Here is a 22,387-nt window from a genome sequence, read left to right on the forward strand (position 1 = left end):
CATGTCTTCAATTCGACTGGCTGATCTCGCACAGCAGTTGGATGCACAATTGCACGGTGATGGCGAAATTGCCATCACCGGCGTTGCTTCAATGCATTCCGCACACTCTGAGCAAATCACGTTTTTATCAAACAGCCGTTACCGTGAACAGTTGGCTTCTTGCAATGCAGGTGCCGTAGTGTTGACGGAAGCGGATCTGCCATTTTGCCCTACAGCGGCATTAGTGGTTAAAAACCCTTACCTGACCTATGCGCGTATGGCGCAGTTGCTGGATACCACTCCGGCACCGGCACAGGATATTGCTGCGAGTGCGGTGATTTCTGACAGTGCTACTTTGGGTAAGAATGTCTCGGTTGGCGCAAATGCAGTTATCGAATCCGGCGTTGTACTGGGTGATAACGTCATCATCGGTGCAGGCTGCTTTATCGGTAAAGACGCAAAAATAGGGGCCGGAACCCGCCTTTGGGCTAACGTTTCTATTTACCATCGCGTTGAGATTGGCGAACAATGTCTGATCCAGTCCGGAACAGTGATTGGCGCTGATGGCTTTGGTTACGCTAACGATCGCGGTAACTGGATCAAAATTCCTCAGCTTGGCACGGTGATTATCGGCGACCGCGTTGAAATTGGCGCGTGTACCACAATCGACCGTGGCGCGCTGGATGACACCATTATCAGCAACGGCGTTATTATTGATAACCAATGCCAGATTGCACACAACGTCGTGATTGGAGACAATACGGCGGTTGCCGGTGGTGTTATCATGGCCGGTAGTCTGAAAATCGGACGCTACTGTCAAATCGGCGGAGCCAGTGTTATCAACGGTCACATGGAGATTTGTGACCAGGCTGTCGTGACGGGAATGGGAATGGTGATGCGACCAATCACTGAACCTGGGGTATACTCCTCCGGTATCCCGTTACAACCGAATAAAGTTTGGCGTAAGACGGCTGCATTGGTAATGAATATTGACGAGATGAATAAGCGCTTGAAAGCTGTCGAGCGTAAAATCGAAAAAGACTAATTACCACCTACGATGCTGCTTTGTGTTCCCTTTGTTGAGTGAACCTGCGACATACGTTCCTATTTGCGGCCTGCCTGATGACCTTGTTTTGGGGTCTGGCAGGCCGTGTTATTGATGCCATCAGTTTTTATAGACAGGAAGAGTATTTTGACTACTGACACTCATACTCTGCGTATTGAAGAGATACTGGATTTATTGCCGCACCGTTACCCGTTCTTGCTGGTTGATCGCGTGCTGGACTTTGAAAAAGGGAAATTTTTGCGCGCCGTGAAAAACGTTTCTTTTAACGAACCGTTCTTCCAGGGGCATTTCCCGGGTAAACCTATTTTTCCAGGCGTTTTGATTCTGGAAGCGATGGCTCAGGCCACCGGTATTCTGGCGTTTAAAAGCGTAGGAAAACTGGAACCGGGCGAATTGTATTACTTTGCAGCAATCGACGATGCACGCTTTAAACGTCCGGTCTTGCCGGGTGACCAGATGGTTCTGGAAGTTGAATTCATTAAAGAGCGTCGTGGCGTTGCTCGTTTCAAAGGTGTCGCGAAAGTTGATGGTGAGATAGCTTGCGAGGCATCAATGATGTGCGCCCGTCGCCGGGAGTCTTAATACATGATTGATAAAACCGCCTTTATTCATCCAAGCGCTATTGTTGAAGACGGTGCCGTGATCGGCGCCGGAGTCCATATCGGTCCTTTCTGCTACGTGGGATCCCAGGTAGAAATTGGTGAAGGTACTGAGCTTAAATCACACGTAGTGATTAATGGCGTGACCAAAATTGGTTGCGATAACCGCATATTCCAGTTCGTTTCCATTGGTGAAATTAACCAGGATCTGAAATATGCCGGTGAACCCACACGCGTTGAGGTCGGCGATCGCAACAATATTCGTGAGAGCGTTACCATTCATCGTGGTACCGTTCAGGGCGGTGGCCTGACAAAAGTGGGCTGCGATAATCTGTTAATGGTTAACGCGCATATTGCTCACGATTGCGTCATTGGTAATCGCTGTATTCTGGCGAACAACGCGACCCTCGGTGGTCACGTTGAAGTTGATGATTTTGCGATCATTGGCGGTATGACGGCGGTGCATCAGTTCTGTATTATCGGTGCGCATGTCATGGTGGGTGGATGTTCCGGCGTTGCTCAGGACGTTCCTCCGTTTGTGATTGCGCAGGGTAACCACGCTACACCTTTCGGTATCAATATCGAAGGGCTTAAGCGTCGTGGTTTCGAAAAAGCTGATCTGCATGCTATCCGCAATGCCTATAAATTACTGTATCGCAGCGGTAAAACGTTGGAAGAAGCCCAGCCGGAAATCGCTGCAATTGCGGCTGAATTCCCGAAAGCTAAACCCTTCAGTGACTTCTTTGCCCGCTCAACACGCGGCATTATCCGCTGATCTGCGCTACGGAAAACAATGCAAAAGCCTGTTCTGACAATTGGCCTGGTGGCCGGTGAAACGTCCGGTGACATTCTTGGCGCCGGGCTAATTCGAGCCTTAAAAAAGCATCATCCTGATGCCCGTTTTGTGGGTGTCGCAGGCCCGCTGATGCAGGCTGAAGGATGCGAAGCCTGGTACGAAATGGAAGAACTGGCGGTGATGGGCGTGGTGGAAGTGCTTGAACGGCTGCCACGCCTGTTGAAAATCCGCAAAGATCTGACTCAACGTTTTAGCGAACTCCGGCCTGATGTGTTTGTGGGCATCGATGCCCCGGACTTTAACATCACCCTGGAAGGCCGCTTAAAACAGCGTGGTATCCGCACGATTCATTATGTCAGCCCGTCTGTCTGGGCCTGGCGACAAAAGCGCGTTTTCAAAATCGGCAAAGCGACAGATTTAGTTCTGGCATTCCTGCCCTTCGAAAAAGCGTTCTATGACAAATTCAATGTTCCCTGCCGTTTCATTGGCCATACCATGGCTGATGCGATGCCGTTGCATCCTGACAAACAGGCGGCACGTCTGGCGTTGGGGATCCCTGAAGATGTTCATTGCCTGGCGTTATTGCCGGGGAGTCGTCATGCGGAAGTGGAAATGCTCAGCGCAGATTTCCTGAAAACCGCGTTGCAACTGCGACAAACCTATCCTGATTTGCATATCGTTGTCCCGCTGGTGAATGCGAAACGACGCGAGCAGTTCGAACGTATCAAGGCTGAAATTGCACCTGATTTGCCTGCTCATTTGCTCGATGGCAAAGGCCGGGAAGCGATGATTGCCAGTGATGCGGCATTGCTGGCTTCAGGGACGGCTGCACTCGAATGTATGCTGGCAAAATGCCCGATGGTGGTGGGTTATCGCATGAAACCGTTCACGTTCTGGCTGGCTGAGCGTCTGGTAAAAACGCCATATGTTTCATTGCCCAACCTGCTGGCAAGACGCGAAATCGTCACTGAATTACTGCAAACCGAATGTGTGCCTGAAAAGCTTTCTGCTGCCTTGCTGCCTTTACTGGCTGGCGGAGAGAAAAGCCATGCGCTACGTGAAACGTTCCTTGAACTGCATGAAAGTATCCGCCGTGATGCAGACGAACAGGCTGCTCAGGCCGTCATGGAGCTGGCAAACCGATGAGCGATGTATTTATCTATCCACAGGCCATCTGTATCGCGGGTGTGGATGAAGTGGGACGCGGCCCGTTAGTGGGCGCTGTAGTGACAGCTGCTGTGATCCTCGATCCGGCCAATCCGATTAAAGGTCTGGCGGATTCTAAAAAACTGTCTGAAAAGCGCCGTGAGACGTTGTACATCGAGATAAAAGAGAAAGCGCTGGCCTGGAGCCTCGGCCGCGCTGAACCCCATGAAATTGATGAACTGAATATTCTGCATGCCACCATGCTGGCCATGCAAAGAGCGGTTGCTGGTTTGGGTATCACGCCTGATATGGTGCTGATTGATGGCAACCGCTGCCCTAAACTTCCGATGGCGTCACAGGCGGTCGTGAAAGGGGACAGCAAAGTCGCTGAAATCAGCGCGGCTTCAATTCTGGCTAAAGTCACCCGCGATCGCGAAATGGTTGAACTGGATCTTCAGTTCCCTGAATATGGTTTTGCGAAGCACAAAGGTTACCCGACGCCGGTGCATCTCGAAAGCCTTGCCCGCCTTGGAGCAACAGCACATCACCGACGCAGTTTCTCTCCGGTGAAACGCGTGCTCGGGCTGGCATAACGCATCACTTGTTCCTGCCCCGTTTTGCGGGGTATACAACTCTTAATTCACTCATTTCTGGACTCTGGATATGGCCGAACCTCGTTTTATTCATCTGCGTGTACATAGCGACTACTCCATGGTGGATGGGCTCGCGAAAGTGGGCCCGCTGGTGAAATGCGCAGCGTCACTCGGCATGCCCGCTCTGGCCATTACTGATTTCACTAACCTTTGCGGACTGGTGAAATTTTACGGTGCGGCGCACGGGGCCGGTATTAAACCGATTATCGGTGCAGACCTGAATGTTCAGAGTGAAATCCTCGGTGATGAGCTTGCTCAACTGACCGTGCTGGCGATGAATAATCAGGGCTATCAAAATCTGACCCTGCTCATCTCCAGAGCTTACCAGCGTGGTTATGGCGCGGCCGGTCCGATTGTCGACCTCGAATGGCTTGCTGAACTGAACGAAGGGCTGATACTGCTTTCCGGCGCGAGAATGGGGGACGTAGGTAAGTTTCTGACCCGCGGCAATGATTTGCAGGTCAATCAGTGTCTGGATTTCTACCAGCAATATTTCCCTGACCGCTATTACCTCGAATTAATTCGCACCGGCCGTGCAGAAGAAGAAAACTATCTTCATGCTGCCGTTGCGCTGGCGACAGAGCGTGGCTTGCCGGTTGTGGCCACCAACGACGTACGTTTTATGGTGCCGACTGACTTTGATGCCCATGAAATCCGCGTTGCTATCCACGACGGTTTCACTCTCGACGATCCTAAACGCCCGCGTAATTACACTTCGCAGCAATATATGCGCAGTGAAGACGAAATGTGCGAGCTGTTTGAAGATGTCCCCGAAGCGCTGCAAAACAGCGTGGAAATCGCCAAACGTTGTAACGTGACTATCCGTCTGGGCGAATATTTTCTGCCGCAATTCCCGACCGGCGATATGACCACGGAAGATTTCCTGGTCGAGAAATCAAAAATCGGACTGGAAGAGCGCCTCGAGTTTTTATTCCCTGATCCGCAAGTGCGCGCACAACGACGTCCTGAGTATGACGAGCGTCTGGATATCGAACTCAAAGTTATCAACCAGATGGGATTCCCGGGATACTTCCTCATCGTAATGGAATTCATCCAGTGGTCGAAGGATAACAGCGTGCCGGTAGGTCCCGGGCGTGGTTCCGGTGCCGGTTCGCTGGTCGCATATGCGCTGAAAATTACCGATCTGGATCCGCTCGAGTTTGACCTCCTGTTCGAACGTTTCCTCAACCCTGAACGTGTTTCCATGCCCGACTTCGACGTCGACTTCTGCATGGAGAAACGCGACCGGGTTATCGATCACGTCTCCGAAATGTACGGTCGTGAAGCGGTTTCGCAGATTATCACTTTCGGTACGATGGCTGCCAAAGCAGTTATCCGCGATGTAGGGCGCGTCCTCGGTCACCCTTACGGTTTCGTTGACCGTATTTCAAAACTGGTGCCACCTGACCCAGGTATGACGCTTGAAAAAGCGTTTGCAGCAGAACCCCAGCTACCAGAAATTTATGAGGCTGACGAAGAAGTTAAGTCGCTGATCGACATGGCTCGTCAGCTTGAAGGTGTCACCCGTAACGCCGGTAAACACGCCGGTGGGGTGGTCATCGCGCCAACCAAAATTACCGACTTCGCGCCGCTATATTGCGATGCTGAAGGTAACCACCCGGTTACCCAGTTCGATAAAAACGACGTGGAATATGCCGGGCTGGTGAAGTTTGACTTCCTCGGTCTGCGTACGCTGACCATCATCGACTGGGCGCTGGCAATGATTAACGCCCGCCGTGAGAAAGCCGGTGAGCCGCCGCTGGACATTGCGGCCATCCCGCTCGATGACAAAAAAAGCTTCGACATGCTGCAACGCTCGGAAACCACAGCGGTATTCCAGCTTGAATCGCGCGGTATGAAAGATTTGATCAAACGTCTGAAGCCCGACAGTTTCGAAGATATGATCGCACTGGTGGCGCTGTTCCGTCCGGGGCCTTTGCAGTCAGGCATGGTAGATAACTTTATCGACCGTAAACACGGGCGCGAAGAGATTTCCTATCCGGATATTCAGTGGCAGCATGAATCCCTGAAACCTGTACTGGAGCCAACTTACGGCATTATCCTCTACCAGGAACAGGTCATGCAGATTGCGCAGGTTCTGGCGGGTTATTCGCTGGGTGGCGCAGACATGCTTCGTCGTGCGATGGGTAAGAAAAACCCGGTTGAAATGGCCAAGCAGCGCGGCGGCTTTGAAGATGGTGCCAAATCTCGTGGAATTGACGGCGAACTGGCGATTAAAATCTTCGACCTGGTAGAGAAATTCGCCGGTTATGGTTTTAACAAATCACACTCAGCCGCTTATGCATTAGTGTCGTATCAGACGCTGTGGCTTAAAGCGCACTATCCGGCAGAATTCATGGCGGCGGTAATGACCGCGGATATGGATAACACCGAAAAAGTGGTCGGCCTGGTCGATGAATGCTGGCGTATGGGATTGAAGATTCTGCCGCCGGACATCAACAGCGGTTTGTACCATTTCCACGTGAACGACGAAGGTGAAATTGTCTACGGTATTGGCGCCATCAAAGGCGTGGGCGAAGGCCCGATTGAAGCCATTATCGAAGCGCGTAACGAAGGCGGTTATTTCAAAGAACTGTTTGATCTCTGCGCGCGCGCTGACGTTAAAAAACTGAATAAACGCATTCTCGAAAAACTGATCATGTCCGGTGCCTTTGACCGCCTCGGGCCGCATCGTGCCGCACTGATGAGTTCTTTGCCGGACGCACTGAAAGCGGCTGATCAGCATGCTAAAGCTGAAGCAATTGGTCAGGTGGATATGTTTGGCGTTCTGGCCGAAGCGCCGGAACAAGTCGAAAAATCCTACGCTAACGTAATGCCGTGGCCGGAACAAACGGTGCTGGATGGCGAGCGCGAGACGCTCGGACTCTATCTGACCGGCCATCCGATCACTCAGTATCTGAAAGAAATCGAGCGTTATGGCGGCGGCCAGCGCTTGAAAGATATGCACCCGACAGAACGGGGCAAAATGACCGTCGCAGTGGGACTGGTGCTCGCTGCACGCGTTATGGTCACCAAGCGCGGCAACCGCATTGGGATCTGTACATTAGATGACCGCTCAGGTCGTCTGGAAGTCATGTTGTTCACCGAAGCATTGGAAAAATTTCAGCATTTATTGGAAAAAGACCGTATCCTTATCGCCACAGGACAGGTCAGCTTTGATGACTTCAGTGGCGGGCTTAAAATGATGGCCCGCGATGTAATGGACATCAGTGAAGCACGGGAAAAATATGCTCGCGGTCTTGCTATATCGCTGACTGACAGGCAAATTGATGACCAGCTTTTGAACCGTCTCCGCCAATCGTTGGAACCACATCGATCGGGGACGATACCAGTGCATCTGTATTACCAACGAGAAAACGCAAGAGCCCGGCTACGATTCGGGGCGTCATGGCGTGTTACGCCAACGGACAAACTGTTGCTGGATTTGCGAGGCCTGGTCGGTAGTGAGCAGGTGGAACTGGAATTTGACTAAAATAGGAATGCTATGAGTCTGAATTTTCTTGATTTTGAACAGCCGATTGCGGAACTGGAAGCGAAAATTGACTCGCTGACTGCAGTCAGCCGTCAAGACGAAAAATTAGATATTAATCTGGACGAAGAAGTTGCACGCTTGCGCGAAAAGAGCGTTGAACTGACCCGTAAGATTTTCTCTGATCTGGGTGCCTGGCAAATTGCCCAACTGGCGCGCCATCCTCGTCGCCCTTACACCCTGGATTACATCAAACATATCTTTACCGATTTTGATGAACTCGCAGGTGACCGTGCCTTTGCAGACGATAAAGCTATCGTTGGCGGTATCGCCCGTTTAGGTGAACGTGCCGTGATGATCATTGGTCATCAAAAAGGCCGTGAAACCAAAGAGAAGATTCGTCGTAACTTCGGTATGCCTGCACCTGAAGGGTATCGTAAAGCGTTACGCCTGATGGAAATGGCAGAACGTTTCAAACTGCCAATCATCACCTTTATCGACACTCCGGGTGCTTATCCTGGCGTTGGCGCTGAAGAACGTGGTCAGTCTGAAGCTATCGCCCGTAACCTGCGCGAAATGTCCCGCCTGAATGTTCCGGTTATCTGCACCGTTATCGGTGAAGGTGGTTCCGGTGGCGCACTGGCGATCGGCGTTGGCGACAAAGTTAACATGCTGCAATACAGCACCTATTCGGTCATTTCACCGGAAGGATGTGCGTCTATCTTGTGGAAGAGCGCGGATAAAGCGCCTCTGGCTGCGGAAGCAATGGGTATTGTTGCGCCGCGCCTGAAAGAGCTGAAACTGATCGACTCTGTGATCCCGGAGCCTTTGGGTGGCGCTCACCGCAACGTGGAAGCCATGGCCGCTTCTCTTCGTGCGCAACTGGAAGCTGATCTCAGCGATCTGGATGTTCTCAGCACTGAAGAACTGCGCAACCGTCGTTATCAGCGTCTGATGACTTACGGTTATTGCTGATTTGCGAGTGATTTTGAAAAGGCCATGCTTATGCATGGCCTTTTTTATTGCCTGTTTTCCCGTTCATTTCACGCCCGATTTTTCCTGCAATCTTACCTGTAATCTTAAAGTCTTCCCGTTTTACCCTAAACTCACCCACAAAGGGTACACAGCAGCGGGCAACCGTGTTTCTATTAATACCTGAGAGAAAAACAACAGAAGGATTTGTCAGATGAATATTATCGCTATCATGCGCCCGGAAGGGGCTTACTACAAAGAGGAGCCAATCCGCGAACTGGATAGCGCACTGACGCTTCTTGGGTTTCAGATAATTTATCCGCGTGACCGGGCTGACTTACTCAAACTCATCGAAAACAATGCGCGGATCTGCGGCGCGATTTTCGACTGGGATCAGCACAGCGAAGAGTTGTGTACCGAAATAAACGAACTTAATGAATACCTGCCGCTTTATGCTTTCATCAATACGCATTCGACACTGGACGTTGACGTCAATGAAATGCGTATGGTGCTGTATTTCTTTGAATATGCGCTGAGTGCCGCCGATGACATTGCCAAACGCGTCCGTCAGTACACCGATGAATATATCGATACGATCACGCCGCCGCTGACAAAAGCGTTATTCACCTATGTGGAAGAAGGGAAATACACCTTCTGTACACCCGGGCATATGGCCGGTACGGCTTTTTTGAAAAGTCCGGTCGGAACGCTATTCTATGATTTTTTCGGCGCTAAAACGCTGAAAGCGGATGTGTCGATTTCGGTAACTGAGCTGGGTTCTTTGCTCGATCATACCGGCCCACATCTTGAGGCCGAAGAATATATCGCGCGGACGTTTGGCTCTGAACAGAGTTATATCGTTACCAATGGAACCTCGACGGCGAACAAAATTGTCGGCATGTATGCGGCACCGGCAGGGAGCACGGTGCTGATTGACCGTAACTGTCATAAATCACTCGCGCATCTGATGATGATGACTAATATCGTGCCGGTCTATTTACGCCCGAACCGCAATGCTTACGGTATTCTTGGTGGTATACCGCAGCGTGAATTCACCCGCGAAAGCATCGAAGAGAAAATTGCCCAGACCACGAATGCTACCTGGCCGGTTCATGCCGTCATCACCAATTCCACCTACGATGGCTTGTTGTACAACACCGATTACATCAAGAACACGCTGGATGTTCCGTCGATTCATTTTGATTCCGCATGGGTGCCGTATACCAACTTCCATCCGATTTATGATGGCAAAAGCGGAATGAGCGGGGAACGGATCCCGGGAAAAGTCATCTATGAAACGCAGTCGACGCACAAATTGCTGGCCGCTTTCTCGCAGGCTTCGATGATTCATATTAAGGGCGATTATAACGAAAGCACGTTTAATGAAGCCTACATGATGCACACCACCACCTCGCCAAACTACGGTATTGTTGCTTCGGCGGAAACCGCAGCGGCGATGTTGCGCGGGAACCCCGGCCGACGTCTGATCAACCGATCAGTGGAACGTGCCCTGCATTTTCGTAAAGAGATCCAAAGGCTTCGCGAAGAGACTGACGGCTGGTTCTTTGATATCTGGCAGCCCGAACATATTGATGAAGCTGAATGCTGGCCGCTGGATCCGGATCAAAACTGGCATGGTTTTGCCAACGCTGATACCGATCATATGTATCTGGATCCGATCAAAGTGACCATCCTGACACCCGGCATGAATGAAATGGGTAAGCTTGAAGAGGAAGGGATCCCGGCTGCGTTAGTGGCGAAATTCCTGGATGAGCGCGGCGTGGTGGTGGAAAAAACCGGCCCCTACAATCTGCTTTTCCTGTTCAGTATTGGCATTGATAAAACCAAATCTATGAGCCTGATGCGCGGACTGACCGATTTTAAACGCAGTTATGATCTCAATTTGCGGGTCAAGAATATGCTGCCAGATCTCTATGCGGAAGATCCTGATTTCTACCGCAACATGCGTATTCAGGATCTGGCGCAAGGGATCCATAAACTGATTGTACGCCACGATCTGCCGCGTTTAATGCTGGAGGCGTTTGATGTGCTGCCGGAAATGAAAATGACGCCGTATGAAATGTTCCAGCATCAGGTTCGCGGCCATATTGATGAATGTGATATCGATGAGCTGATCGGCAAAGTATCCGCCAACATGATCCTGCCTTATCCGCCGGGTGTACCTGTAGTGATGCCGGGCGAGATGATCACGGAAGAAAGTCGGGCTGTGCTCGATTTCCTGATTATGCTTTGTTCGATAGGCGAGCGTTACCCCGGTTTTGAAACTGATATTCATGGAACGCGGCTCACAGAAGACGGGCGCTATCTGGTGAAGGTCTTAAAACTTCCGGAAGCGGGCTAGCAAGCGGCCCTCTTTAGGAGGGCTTTTTATTGACGTGTTTGGCCGCCCTGAGTAACGTGCAGGTCAGAAATCAACAGGACATGACTATGCTTAATCTCCGCCAGATCCACCATATCGCCATCATTGGCTCTGATTATCAGGCCAGCAAACACTTCTATTGTGACATTCTCGGGTTCACGTTACTGGGGGAGTTTTACCGTGAGGAGCGTGATTCCTGGAAGGCCGATCTGGCGCTGAACGGTCAGTACACCATTGAGCTATTCAGCTTCCCACGACCACCGGAACGACCAAGTCGTCCGGAAGCCTGTGGATTGCGCCATCTTGCTTTCAGCGTGGAGGATATCGAACAGTCCATTTCTGCGCTCACTGCGGCGGGTGTTGTCAGTGAACCGGTAAGAATCGATCCGTATACCGGTAAAAAATTCACCTTCTTTAACGATCCTGATGGTTTGCCGCTGGAACTGTACGAACTCTGAATATTCTATGAACTCAAAAATTGCCGCGACATTTCTGACTGAACATCTGCGCCATAAAATCGGTGACGCACGAAAACTTTGCGTGGCGTTCAGTGGTGGGCTGGATTCTTCTGTCCTGCTTGCCGGGCTGGCAGAGTTACGTGATACCACGCTACCGCAGGTCGAACTGCGTGCGCTGCATATTCACCACGGATTAAGTCAGTTTGCCGATGACTGGATGGCGCACTGCCAGACGTTTTGTCATCAGCGTAATATTCATTTTTCCACCGTTAAAGTTCAGGTCGATGCGAAGGACGGCGGCATCGAAGCTGCCGCGAGAACGGCGCGGTATCAGGTTTTTGCCGGTAATCTGGCTGAGAATGAAACCTTACTGACCGCGCAGCATCTCAACGATCAATGTGAAACCTTTATACTGGCGCTTAAGCGTGGCAGCGGCCCCGCCGGTCTTTCCGCGATGAGTGCGGACAGTTCGGTTCACGGTTATCGTTTGTTGCGGCCTTTGCTGGATCTCAGCCGTGAGCAGCTTGAAGAGTGTGCGGCACGGCTTCAGCTCAGCTGGATTGAAGACGACAGTAACCGGGATGCCCGCTTTGATCGCAATTTTCTGCGACTTGATATTTTGCCCGCTCTTTACCAGCGCTGGCCGCATTTTGCCTCGGCCACAGCCCGTAGCGCTTTGCTCTGCGCAGAGCAGGAGACGTTGCTGGATGAATTGCTCAGTGAGTCACTCACAGCGTTAACTGACGATGAGGGCAGTTTGTCAGTCGAGGGTTTGAAGGCGTTTTCGGCCGTTAGACGCTCTGCGTTACTGCGTCGCTGGCTGGCATCCTGTGGTGCAAAGATGCCTTCGCGGGAACAACTGCAAAGAATCTGGGACGAAGTGGCGCTTAGTCGCGAAGATGCGCAGGCACAGTTAGTGCTCGGCACTTTGGTCATCAGGCGTTTTCGCCAGCGTTTATATTTATTACCAGAATTCCAGCCACTGAAAGATGTAGTTATCCGCTGGGAGCCGGATGAGAAATTAACGTTACCCGACGGTCTGGGATATCTGAAGGTCGATCCAGATCCTGGGTTGCAGGCGGCTGAATATGTGATCCGCCAGCCCCGCACTGATGAAAAAGTCACTGTGCGTTTTAAGGCGCACGGTGTTATCGAAAAAGTCGGACGGGATCGGGCGCGTCAGGCCAAAAAACTGTGGTCTGAACTGGGCGTTCCGCCGTGGCAGCGGGATCGTATTCCATTGATTTATTACAATGAACAACTGATGGCTGCACCGGGATGGTTCACCACCCGCCAGTCTCAGCCCGAAAATAATGAAGCGCAGTGGCAGATCGTCTGGTCGGCTCTGCCATAAAAGAATAGAACAGTTTATTTGGGTGAACCATATTCGCCCGGGGAGTGCTGATGCAGGTGACAGTCGTTGAAAAAACAGTGATAAGGGCAGTAATAGGGAGCGTGGCGTTAATGCTGATCTCTTTACCGGCATTGGCAGGCGGTAACATTGCTGACGGGCAGTCAAAATCCGTTAGTTGCGCGGCGTGCCATGGCGCAACGGGTAAAGCCGTTAATTCAATTTACCCTAATTTGGCGGGCCAAAATGCCGATTATCTGGCGCTTTCACTGCATGCTTATAAGAAAGGTGAGAGAAGTGGCGGGCAGGCGGGCGTGATGCAGGCTTTTAGTTCGTCATTATCCGATCAGGATATCAGTGATTTGTCGGCGTATTACGCCAGTCTGACGCCGCTGAAATAAGTCTGCCCACAGAAATGCAAACGGGCAATCCTGAGATTGCCCGTTAGGTAAACTGACGACAGTTGAGGCTATTCAGCGCTGACCACAACGGTGCCAATTTCCGGATGGCTAAAGCTTTCAATGTGATCTAAACGAAGATCCCGTTGCTCGCCGTTCGCATCAACCACCAGATATTCCACCTTTTTACGCATTAACAGATCGTTGGCTTTTGCCTCAACAATTTCTCCGCTACGCATCTTCAGCGTCAAAACCAGGTGATGCTGGCAGGCGAGCTCGAGATTATCGTAGTCATCGCAATTGATGGGTTGGTACTCATCATTCATCGACATAATCGCTCACCAATAAGTTAGCGGCGGCATAGGCCGCCTGGTCCCTAACGGAAGACGGAAGTTCAGCATTTGCTGCCACTTCGTCCAATGCTTTCAATACACAGCCCAACGCATCGGGCACATATCCGAGATCGCCACTGGCGATTTCAGAATATTTACGGCGTACCAACTCACAGTATTGTTGCATAAGTTCTCCCTAAAAAGCGTATCCCTCTGAGGAAAGCGCAGAAAGATAAACTCTCAGTATTTAACGACTATAGCACAGGAGAGTGTGAGTTATTAGCCGGCCTGTAAAGGTAAATCGTTTGCGTAAAGCCCTTATTGAGGATGACCATCGGGGGAAAACTGGTCGCGGCAGGACGCTTTCAAGTACACTGTGCGTCTATTATCAAGGGGTTTACCATGGCGTTAAAAGCAACCATTTATAAAGCAGCAGTCAATATCGCCGATATGGATCGCAATTTCTTTCATGATGCCAGCCTGACACTGGCGCAGCATCCTTCCGAAACAGAACAACGCATGATGCTGCGTTTGCTGGCATGGATTTATCATGCCGACGAAAGACTGACGTTTACCCGCGGATTAAGCGCGGAAGATGAACCGGAAATCTGGCGTAAGAATGACCACAACGGTATCGAATTGTGGGTTGAACTAGGATTGCCTGATGAGAAGCGTCTGAAAAAGGCCTGTAACCAATCGCGCGAAGTCGTACTTTACGCGTATGGTGAGCGTGCGGCGAAAGTCTGGTGGTCGCAAATCGAAGGGAAAGTCAGAGGTTTTGAGAACCTGCGAATCCGTTATATAGAAGATGAGTTACTGACTCAGCTGACCGCTTTTGGCAGCCGTACCATGAATTTACAGGCGACGTTGCAGGATGGAACTATCTGGCTTTCTGATGCTCAGAGTAATTTAGAAATTCATTTTTCTGAATGGAAAGAGTCTGTTGTAAAAGAAACCAGGTAATCAGCGTGCTAATACTTTCCGGAAAAGTGGAAATACCCGACAGCGAAGTTGAATTGACCGCGATACGCGCTCAGGGTAACGGCGGTCAGAACGTCAATAAAACATCAACGGCTATTCATTTACGCTTTGATATTAAAGCGTCGAGTTTGCCAGAATATTACAAAGAGCGGTTACTGGCGTTCAATCATCACTCTGTTACCGCCGACGGCTGGGTGATTATCAAGGCCCAGGAATACCGGAGTCAGGAGATGAACCGTGAAGCTGCTCTGGCACGGCTTGGGGCATTGATTTCACAAGCGATGGTAGTAGAGAAACCGCGCCGTGCAACAAAACCCACCCGGGGGTCTAAAATTCGTCGGGTAGAAAGTAAAGTTCGCAAGGGTGCGACGAAAGCATTGCGGGGCAAGATACGTTAGCCCTAAATTCGTGCTGCAGGACAATTTTTATCGCAGCACTGTGGAATAGCAGTAGGGGAGAAACTGTGAAAAAAATCATTATAGGAGCAGTGCTGGCGCTCGGGGCGTTATTATTGTTCGGCTGTCATACCGCCGCATTTAACCATGAGAAACCTTTGCAGGCGATGCAGCAAAGTTACAGCGGTGTGTTGCCTTGTGCCGATTGCAGTGGCCTGAAGACGTCACTTTTCCTGCAACAGGACGGAACCTATATCCTGCAGGAAATCTATCAGGGAAGTAAAGACGGCGATCAGGCATTCGCCAGTTACGGAAGCTGGGCGCGGACGGCCGACAAACTGGTACTGACTGGAAACGATGGTGAGAAACGCTACTTCCATCCGAAAGATGAAAATCTGGAAATGCTGGATATGAGCGGCGAGCCTATCACTTCTCAGTTCAACTATACCCTGAAGCCGGTGCAGCAAAGTTTGCCTAAGACGCCGATGGCACTGAGCGGAATGATGCAATACAGCGCGGATGCAGCGTCGTTTAAAGATTGTGCGACCGGTAAAGTGTTCCCGATGTCGGCCAATAAATCACTGGAAGAAGGTTATCTTGCGACGCGCAAAGCACCGAACCAGCTGGTTTTCCTTTCGATGGAGGGGCATTTCATGGCCGAACCATCAATGGAAGAAGGACAGATGCAGAAAGCTGTCGTGGCGGATAAAAACGTTAAGTTTGACGCAACGAAATCCTGCCCATAAAACATCCTTAAAAAAAGCTGCCTGCGCAGCACAAACTGAATTGCACAAAAACAGAAATGCCCGCATAAAGCGGGCATTTTTTACGTCAAAAAATCGTTGTCCGCTCTTAACGCGGGATCTGACTCAGCAGATATTCAACGATATCGCCTTGTTTGATCATCTGTTTTTCGCCGGTGCGACGGTTTTTGTATTCCAGCTCTTCAGCATCCAGATTACGATCACCAATCACTACGTGATGTGGAACGCCGATCAGTTCCATATCTGCAAACATGACGCCCGGGCGTTCTTTACGATCGTCGAGGATCACATCAATACCGTGTGAGCGCAGTTCTTTGTACAACGCTTCTGCCGCATCTTTCACGCGGAAAGATTTATGCATGTTCATTGGCAGAATAGCGACCTGGAATGGTGCGATAGCATCCGGCCAGATAATGCCGCGATCATCGTGATTCTGTTCAATCGCTGCAGCAACCACACGGGTTACGCCGATGCCGTAACAACCCATGGTCATCACCTGGTTTTTGCCATCTTCGCCCTGAACAGTGGCATTCATTGCTTCTGAGTATTTGGTACCCAGCTGGAAGATATGACCGACTTCGATACCGCGTTTGATAACCAGAGTACCCTGACCATCCGGGCTTGGATCACCGGCAACGACGTTACGGATATCCGCCACTTCTGGCAGCGCAGCATCGCGATCCCAGTTAATACCGAAATAGTGTTTACCGTCGATGTTGGCGCCTGCACTGAAATCGCTCATGGCGGCAACCGTGCGGTCAGCGACAACTGGCATTGGCAGATTGACCGGACCGAGTGAACCCGGACCAGCAGCCACGATTTCACGAATCTCAGCTTCCGTTGCGAAAGTCAGTGGTACTGCAACTTGTGGCAATTTCTCGGCTTTGATTTCATTCAGTTCGTGATCACCACGAACCAACAGCGCAACCAGCTTATGGCCGCTTTCTGCGGTAGCGTGGACCATCAGGGTCTTAACGGTTTTCTCAACCGGAACCTGGAACTGTTCTGTCAGTTCAGCGATGGTTTTGGCATCAGGGGTTTCAACAACACGCATCTCTTCAGCAGGTGCAGCGCGTGGTGTCGTTGGTGCTAACGCTTCAGCAAACTCAATATTAGCCGCGAAATCAGAGGAGTCAGAGAACACCACGTCATCTTCGCCGCTTTGTGCCAGAACCTGGAACTCATGCGATGCGCTGCCGCCAATAGAACCGGTATCTGCGAGAACAGCACGGAAATCCAGCCCCATGCGGTTGAAGATCTGGCTATAGGCTGCATACATTGCATCATACGTTTCCTGCAAAGATTCCTGCGTCGTGTGGAATGAGTAGGCGTCTTTCATCAGGAATTCACGGGAACGCATCACGCCAAAGCGCGGACGAACTTCGTCACGGAACTTGGTCTGGATCTGGAAGAAATTCAGCGGTAATTGTTTGTACGAGCTGACTTCATTACGGATCAAATCAGTAATGACTTCTTCGTGGGTCGGACCCAAAACGAATGGACGATCGCCACGGTCAACGAAACGCAGCAACTCGGGACCATATTGTTCCCAACGTCCGCTCTCCTGCCATAAATCAGCGGGCTGAACCACCGGCATCGACACTTCAATGGCGTTCGCGTTGTTCATTTCTTCGCGTACGATGTTTTCGACTTTCTTGAGAACACGTAAGCCGGTTGGCAGCCAGGTATACAGGCCTGAGGCCAGTTTACGGATCATCCCCGCACGCAGCATCAGCTGATGGCTGATCACTTCCGCGTCGGCTGGCGTCTCTTTTAGTGTAGAGAGCAGATATTGAGTAGTACGCATGATGTTGTTGGTTCCGTTAGCACTGCAAATTGCAATCAGGCTGCCAGTGGCAGCCAAAACGTGAAAAGTGGCTTAGTTTACCAGCGAGTTGCTGTTGTCAAAAGAGACGCAGAGGAAATTATTTTTTGTCCAGGGACAATACCTGATTCAGGGAGCCCGTTACCCGCCAGCGGACATTAAAGTCCAGCAGGCGAACAGCGTAATCCCGCTCGGTGGCTTCGCCTTTGCGGTAAGCCGGGCGGGGGTCTTGTCCCAGAACCTGCGTGATAAAACGGCGCAGATGCGGATATTGCCTCGCATGTTCAGCCAGCTGCCGTTCAGCCTGTGGTAAAAATTCGACCGGCATATCGGCATCCGGTGCGTGCTGGGCAAATCCGGCGCGCGCGTCAGGATGGCTTTCTGCAAAGGGAAGATAAGGCTTAATATCCACAACAGGTGTGCCATCTACCAAATCCAGACTGCCCAGTTGCAAAATAATATTCTGCCCCTGACAGCGGATACCTTTCAGCTCGACCAGAGACATTCCGAGCGGGTTGGGGCGGAAGGTCGAACGGGTGGCAAACACGCCGGTGCGCGTATTCCCGCCTAAACGCGGCGGGCGAACGGTCGGACGCCACCCACCTTCCATCGTCTGATGAAAAATAAACATCACCCATAAATGGCTGAAATCTTCCAGCCCGCGAACGGCTTCGGGCTGGTTATAAGGCGCGTGCAGATGCAATTCGCCGCCACCATCCTCAATCAAACCCGGCTGGCGCGGAACAGCAAACTTCTCTTTATAGGGCGAGTGAATCGTCCCTATTTGTTCAAATGAAAATGAGGTCATTTAAACGTGACGTTCAGGGCTGAACCCTGACAAATCGCTTGCTGGAAGCAACCCGGCACACCACTGATGATCTGGCACTGGTGCAGTAATACCGCATTGGCCTTCATATAAGAGGCACGGGTTAGCATTCTTTTACGCGCAGTAGCAAGGCTCGGCGGCGCGTCATTTTGATCACCCTGGCAGGATTCACCGGAGACTTCGCCTAAATCACGGAAAGGGCTACCAACCAGGCCTTCAGCATCTTTATAGAGTTTTACCGGGGCAGGGCGGACCGGAGCCGGTTTAGGTTTGACTGGTTTTGGCTCTTCTTTTACAACGGGTGCAGGAGGGGTTGGCTGTGGATGTTGAGTCAAAGAACAACCCGCCAGCAAAAGCGCCGACAAACAGAGAGGTAAAGCACGCATGGTATATCCTCTGCTTTTTAATATGTTTACAGGAAAGAATGTGGCGTTATTGAACCAAGGTATTGAGGAAATAACAAGGCGGGCATATGCCCGCCTTGAATTTATTTATGAAAGCAATATTTACAGCGTAAGGGGCAGAGCAAAACCTGCTTCCCTGACAGCAACGGATTACCAGCCTTTAACTGCGCCGCCGTTGAAGATTTTGTTCGCTGCAGCGTTAACTTCATCAGACTGGTAAGCCTGAACGAATTTCTTCACGTTTTCAGCGTCTTTGTTATCTTCACGCGCAACGATCAGGTTAACGTACGGAGATTCTTTATCTTCTACGAAGATGCCATCTTTCTCCGGAGTCAGGTTGATCTGGCTCGCGTAAGTGGTGTTGATCACAGCCAGAGCGATTTTCGCATCATCCAGTGAACGCGGCAGTTGTGGTGCTTCCAGCTCAACCAGTTTCAGATTTTTAGGATTCTCAGTCACATCCAGAACGGTTGGCAGCAGACCAACGCCATCTTTCAGTTTAATCAGACCGACTTTTTGCAGCAGCAGCAGTGAACGGCCGAGATTAGTCGGGTCGTTTGGCAGAGCAACCTGATCGCCTTCTTTCAGTTCATCAACAGATTTGATTTTCTTAGAGTAACCTGCGATCGGGTATACGAAGGTGTTACCGACCGGAACCAGTTTGTAACCACGATCTTTAATCTGCTGATCCAGGTAAGGCTTGTGCTGGAAGGCGTTAACGTCAATATCGCCTTTGCTCAGCGCTTCGTTAGGTAACACGTAATCGTTGAACGTCACCAGCTCAACGTCGAGGCCATATTTTTCTTTCGCTACTTTCTGAGCAACTTCAGCAACTTGTTGTTCTGAACCCACAATCACACCCACTTTGATGTGGTTTGGATCTTGTTCTTTTGGTCCGCAACCGACTAATGCCAGCGATCCCAGAAGCGCGCCAACAACGGCAATGGATTTGAATTTGTTAGACATGTCCTTTCCTCAATAAGCGGATATAAATCATTCACAGGGTAGCTATTACAACGGCCATTTCTTATTTATGTGTGACTGCTTTTACGATGCGGTCGCCACAAAATTGAATTAAATACACCAAAACCACTAACAGGACTAATACCGTATTCATCACAGTTGCGTCGTAACCGATATAACCGTACTGATAACCGATTTGTCCCAAACCACCGGCGCCGACCGCGCCACCCATAGCAGAATAGCCTACGAGAGTGATCAGCGTGATGGTGGCTGCGTTGACCAGACCCGGCAGAGCCTCCGGCAATAAGATTTTACGGATGATTTGCATCGGTGTTGCGCCCATCGCGCGGGAGGCTTCCACCAGACCGCTGGGAATTTCCAGCAGCGCATTCTCAACCATACGGGCAATAAACGGTGCCGCACCGACGGTGAGCGGAACAATCGCGGCCTGCAAACCGATAGAAGTACCGACAATCATGCGGGTGAACGGGATCATCCACACCAGCAGGATAATAAAAGGAATAGAACGGAAAATATTTACCAGCGCGGACATCACGCGGTAAACGTTTTTATTCTCTGCAATCTGACCCGGACGCGTTACATACAACAGAACGCCAAAAGGCAAGCCCAGCACAAAACCAAAAAAGCCAGAGGTCAGTGTCATAATGACAGTTTCCCAGATACCCCGGCCCATTAACCACATCATTGCCTCAGACATACCCGAGTACCTCTACTTTAACCTGATTCTCTTGCAGGAAGTGAATTGCCGCCTGAGTGTTTTCTTCTGAACCGTGCAATTCTGTCAGCATAATCCCGAACTTGACGCCGCCGGCATAATCCATCTGCGCACTGATAATATTGTTGTTAATGTCAAAGCGTCGTACAGCTTCTGAAAGCAGCGGAGCATCCACCGACTGTCCCGTAAATTCAAGACGCAGTAAGGGAACTCGACCTGTTTCTGGTTCCGGCACCATGCGTACGGCGTAATCTTCCGGGATATCCAGATGCAATGTGGACTGAATGAACTGCTGAGCCAGCGGAGTTTTCGGATGAGAAAACATCTCGCTCACTTTATCCTGCTCAATCAGTTTACCGTCGCTGATGACCGCAACCTGATCGCAAATGCGTTTTACGACGTCCATCTCATGGGTAATGAGCAGGATGGTTAATCCCAGACGACGGTTGATATCTTTCAGCAATTCCAGAATGGCGCGTGTAGTGGCCGGGTCCAGGGCGCTGGTGGCTTCATCACAAAGCAATACCTTCGGATTACTGGCCAGCGCACGAGCGATCGCCACACGTTGTTTTTGTCCGCCGGAAAGATTCGCCGGGTAAGCATCATGCTTATCTTCCAGACCGACCAGACTCAGCAGTTCAGAAACGCGTTTTTTGATGTCAGCTGAAGACAGATTGTCCAGCTCCAGTGGCAACGCAACATTGCCGAATACGGTACGCGACGAAAGCAGATTAAAGTGCTGGAAGATCATCCCAATCTGGCGACGTGCGCGGGTCAGCGCTTTTTCAGAAAAGGACATCAGATCCTGACCATCAACCAATACCTGGCCTTCGGTCGGGCGTTCCAGCAAATTGACGCAGCGTATCAGAGTACTTTTACCTGCGCCGGATGAACCGATGACGCCGTAAATTTGTCCGGCAGGGACGTGAAGACTCACGTCAGAGAGCGCGACTATCTGGCGCGCACCCTGCTGGAAAACCTTGGTGATGTTTGAAAGTTTAATCATATTATTTTTTATTCTGTCTTTTTGCCGTGACGTGGTGAAATTAACTCTTCGGGGATCGCCCCCGTAGCATGTCGTGGATGCTAAGGCGTCTAGACGTCTAAGTCAACCAGGTTAGCATTCTCACAGGCAGTGAAAACATGCGATACTCACGCCATTAATCAGGCATCAGGAGCAAATTCGTGGCACAACCTGTTTCAGCAATCTTTCTCGACCGTGATGGTACTTTGAATGTCGATCACGGCTATGTACATGAAATCGATGAATTCCAGTTCATTGATGGCGTCATTGACGCCTGTCTTAAATTAAAGGAAATGGGCTTTCTGCTGGTGCTGGTGACCAATCAGTCCGGCATTGCCCGCGGTAAATTTACTGAAGATCAGTTTATGACGCTGACCGAGTGGATGGACTGGTCACTGGCTGATCGCGGTGTCGATCTCGACGGCATCTACTTCTGTCCTCATCATCCTGAAGGCACAGTTAAAGAGTTTACCCAGGTTTGTGATTGTCGTAAGCCACTGCCAGGTATGTTTTTAACGGCTAAAGAAGAGCTGAACATTGATATGTCTTCTTCTTATATGGTGGGCGATAAACAGGAAGATATGCAGGCAGCTGCCGCCGCAGGCGTCGGGCATAAGATTTTAGTGCGTACCGGCAAGCCGGTGACAGAACAAAGTGAAAGTGCAGCTGACGCTGTGCTGGAAAGCCTTGCTGCTTTGCCTTCCTTTATAGCAAAAGCGCAAAAATAACCGTCTTTGGATAAAAAAACGGCAAACGAAATAAAACTGTATTTATTCGCTTGCCATTAAAATCGAACTCCCTATAATGCCGCTCCATCGACAGGGAACAACGTGAACAACATCACGAAGT

The 22,387-nt window shown here is 50.7% G+C and carries 23 protein-coding genes; 15 read left to right on the plus strand and 8 right to left on the minus strand.

Annotated features, from left to right (window positions below; genetic code table 11):
* The first annotated feature begins 1 nt into the window (after position 1).
* The 11 genes from lpxD (at position 2) to UC15_RS10225 (ending at position 13,291) form a co-directional block, all read left to right on the plus strand.
* Entirely contained in the window at positions 2–1,024 is a 1,023-nt protein-coding gene (gene lpxD / locus UC15_RS10175; RefSeq protein ID WP_112288333.1) for a UDP-3-O-(3-hydroxymyristoyl)glucosamine N-acyltransferase, read from the plus strand.
* A gap of 114 nt (positions 1,025–1,138) precedes the next feature.
* Entirely contained in the window at positions 1,139–1,627 is a 489-nt protein-coding gene (gene fabZ, locus UC15_RS10180) for a 3-hydroxyacyl-ACP dehydratase FabZ (RefSeq protein WP_120163110.1), read from the plus strand.
* 3 nt (positions 1,628–1,630) lie between these two features.
* Positions 1,631–2,419, plus strand: coding sequence for an acyl-ACP--UDP-N-acetylglucosamine O-acyltransferase (lpxA, locus tag UC15_RS10185; RefSeq protein ID WP_112288334.1), 789 nt, complete (start codon positions 1,631–1,633; stop codon positions 2,417–2,419).
* Positions 2,420–2,437: 18 nt separating this feature from the next.
* Entirely contained in the window at positions 2,438–3,586 is a 1,149-nt protein-coding gene (gene lpxB / locus UC15_RS10190; RefSeq protein ID WP_112288335.1) for a lipid-A-disaccharide synthase, read from the plus strand.
* The gene (rnhB, locus tag UC15_RS10195) at positions 3,583–4,179 is read left to right on the plus strand and encodes a ribonuclease HII (protein WP_112288336.1); all 597 of its coding nucleotides are present in this window, start codon (positions 3,583–3,585) and stop codon (positions 4,177–4,179) included. Before lpxB ends, rnhB begins: the two co-directional genes overlap by 4 nt.
* 70 nt (positions 4,180–4,249) lie before the next feature.
* Positions 4,250–7,732: a DNA polymerase III subunit alpha gene (gene dnaE, locus UC15_RS10200; protein ID WP_112288337.1), complete on the plus strand. Its 3,483-nt coding sequence runs from the start codon at positions 4,250–4,252 to the stop codon at positions 7,730–7,732.
* A 12-nt stretch (positions 7,733–7,744) separates the two neighbouring features.
* Positions 7,745–8,704 (plus strand): acetyl-CoA carboxylase carboxyl transferase subunit alpha, encoded by a 960-nt coding sequence (gene accA, locus UC15_RS10205; RefSeq protein WP_101079205.1) that lies wholly within the window; start codon positions 7,745–7,747, stop codon positions 8,702–8,704.
* A 211-nt stretch (positions 8,705–8,915) separates the two neighbouring features.
* Positions 8,916–11,063, plus strand: coding sequence for a lysine decarboxylase LdcC (locus tag UC15_RS10210; RefSeq protein ID WP_112288338.1), 2,148 nt, complete (start codon positions 8,916–8,918; stop codon positions 11,061–11,063).
* A gap of 86 nt (positions 11,064–11,149) precedes the next feature.
* Positions 11,150–11,539, plus strand: coding sequence for a VOC family protein (locus tag UC15_RS10215; RefSeq protein ID WP_112288339.1), 390 nt, complete (start codon positions 11,150–11,152; stop codon positions 11,537–11,539).
* Between the two features lie 7 nt (positions 11,540–11,546).
* Positions 11,547–12,893 carry a tRNA lysidine(34) synthetase TilS gene (gene tilS / locus UC15_RS10220; protein WP_112288340.1) on the plus strand — a complete coding sequence of 449 codons (1,347 nt, stop codon included), beginning with the start codon at positions 11,547–11,549 and terminating at the stop codon, positions 12,891–12,893.
* A 110-nt stretch (positions 12,894–13,003) separates the two neighbouring features.
* Entirely contained in the window at positions 13,004–13,291 is a 288-nt protein-coding gene (locus UC15_RS10225; RefSeq protein WP_112288341.1) for a cytochrome c, read from the plus strand.
* A gap of 68 nt (positions 13,292–13,359) precedes the next feature.
* On the opposite strand, the gene rof is transcribed toward UC15_RS10225, so the two are convergent.
* Both rof and UC15_RS10235 read right to left on the minus strand, forming a co-directional pair.
* Complete coding sequence (gene rof, locus UC15_RS10230) at positions 13,360–13,620, minus strand: Rho-binding antiterminator (RefSeq protein ID WP_112288342.1); 261 nt, start codon at positions 13,618–13,620, stop codon at positions 13,360–13,362.
* Positions 13,607–13,807, minus strand: coding sequence for a YaeP family protein (locus tag UC15_RS10235; protein ID WP_015696108.1), 201 nt, complete (start codon positions 13,805–13,807; stop codon positions 13,607–13,609). The genes rof and UC15_RS10235 overlap by 14 nt, the downstream gene beginning before the upstream one ends.
* 215 nt (positions 13,808–14,022) lie before the next feature.
* Here UC15_RS10235 and UC15_RS10240 point away from each other — a divergent pair, with 215 nt between their 5' ends.
* The 3 genes from UC15_RS10240 to nlpE all read left to right on the plus strand — a co-directional run bounded on the left by UC15_RS10240 (position 14,023) and on the right by nlpE (position 15,742).
* Entirely contained in the window at positions 14,023–14,583 is a 561-nt protein-coding gene (locus tag UC15_RS10240) for a YaeQ family protein (RefSeq protein WP_112288343.1), read from the plus strand.
* The gene (arfB, locus tag UC15_RS10245; protein WP_369921133.1) at positions 14,550–14,999 is read left to right on the plus strand and encodes an alternative ribosome rescue aminoacyl-tRNA hydrolase ArfB; all 450 of its coding nucleotides are present in this window, start codon (positions 14,550–14,552) and stop codon (positions 14,997–14,999) included. Before UC15_RS10240 ends, arfB begins: the two co-directional genes overlap by 34 nt.
* Before the next feature lie 65 nt (positions 15,000–15,064).
* Positions 15,065–15,742, plus strand: coding sequence for an envelope stress response activation lipoprotein NlpE (gene nlpE, locus UC15_RS10250; protein ID WP_112288345.1), 678 nt, complete (start codon positions 15,065–15,067; stop codon positions 15,740–15,742).
* A gap of 106 nt (positions 15,743–15,848) precedes the next feature.
* On the opposite strand, the gene proS is transcribed toward nlpE, so the two are convergent.
* From proS to metN, 6 genes are all read right to left on the minus strand, one after another.
* Complete coding sequence (proS, locus tag UC15_RS10255) at positions 15,849–17,567, minus strand: proline--tRNA ligase (protein WP_112288346.1); 1,719 nt, start codon at positions 17,565–17,567, stop codon at positions 15,849–15,851.
* Between the two features lie 118 nt (positions 17,568–17,685).
* Positions 17,686–18,393 (minus strand): tRNA (N6-threonylcarbamoyladenosine(37)-N6)-methyltransferase TrmO, encoded by a 708-nt coding sequence (tsaA, locus tag UC15_RS10265; RefSeq protein WP_112288348.1) that lies wholly within the window; start codon positions 18,391–18,393, stop codon positions 17,686–17,688.
* Positions 18,390–18,797, minus strand: coding sequence for an Rcs stress response system protein RcsF (gene rcsF, locus UC15_RS10270; protein ID WP_112288349.1), 408 nt, complete (start codon positions 18,795–18,797; stop codon positions 18,390–18,392). The genes tsaA and rcsF overlap by 4 nt, the downstream gene beginning before the upstream one ends.
* A 168-nt stretch (positions 18,798–18,965) precedes the next feature.
* Positions 18,966–19,781 carry a MetQ/NlpA family lipoprotein gene (locus tag UC15_RS10275; protein ID WP_112288350.1) on the minus strand — a complete coding sequence of 272 codons (816 nt, stop codon included), beginning with the start codon at positions 19,779–19,781 and terminating at the stop codon, positions 18,966–18,968.
* Between the two features lie 61 nt (positions 19,782–19,842).
* Positions 19,843–20,496, minus strand: a complete 654-nt coding sequence (locus tag UC15_RS10280) for a methionine ABC transporter permease MetI (protein WP_015696115.1) — start codon at positions 20,494–20,496, stop codon at positions 19,843–19,845.
* Positions 20,489–21,520 carry a methionine ABC transporter ATP-binding protein MetN gene (gene metN, locus UC15_RS10285; RefSeq protein ID WP_112288351.1) on the minus strand — a complete coding sequence of 344 codons (1,032 nt, stop codon included), beginning with the start codon at positions 21,518–21,520 and terminating at the stop codon, positions 20,489–20,491. Before metN ends, UC15_RS10280 begins: the two co-directional genes overlap by 8 nt.
* Positions 21,521–21,699: 179 nt before the next feature.
* Between metN and gmhB the strand changes: the two genes are divergently transcribed.
* Positions 21,700–22,266, plus strand: coding sequence for a D-glycero-beta-D-manno-heptose 1,7-bisphosphate 7-phosphatase (gene gmhB, locus UC15_RS10290; RefSeq protein WP_112288352.1), 567 nt, complete (start codon positions 21,700–21,702; stop codon positions 22,264–22,266).
* Positions 22,267–22,387 lie beyond the last annotated feature (121 nt).

The organism is Rahnella sp. AN3-3W3, from assembly GCF_003263545.1.
GTDB lineage: Bacteria > Pseudomonadota > Gammaproteobacteria > Enterobacterales > Enterobacteriaceae > Rahnella > Rahnella variigena.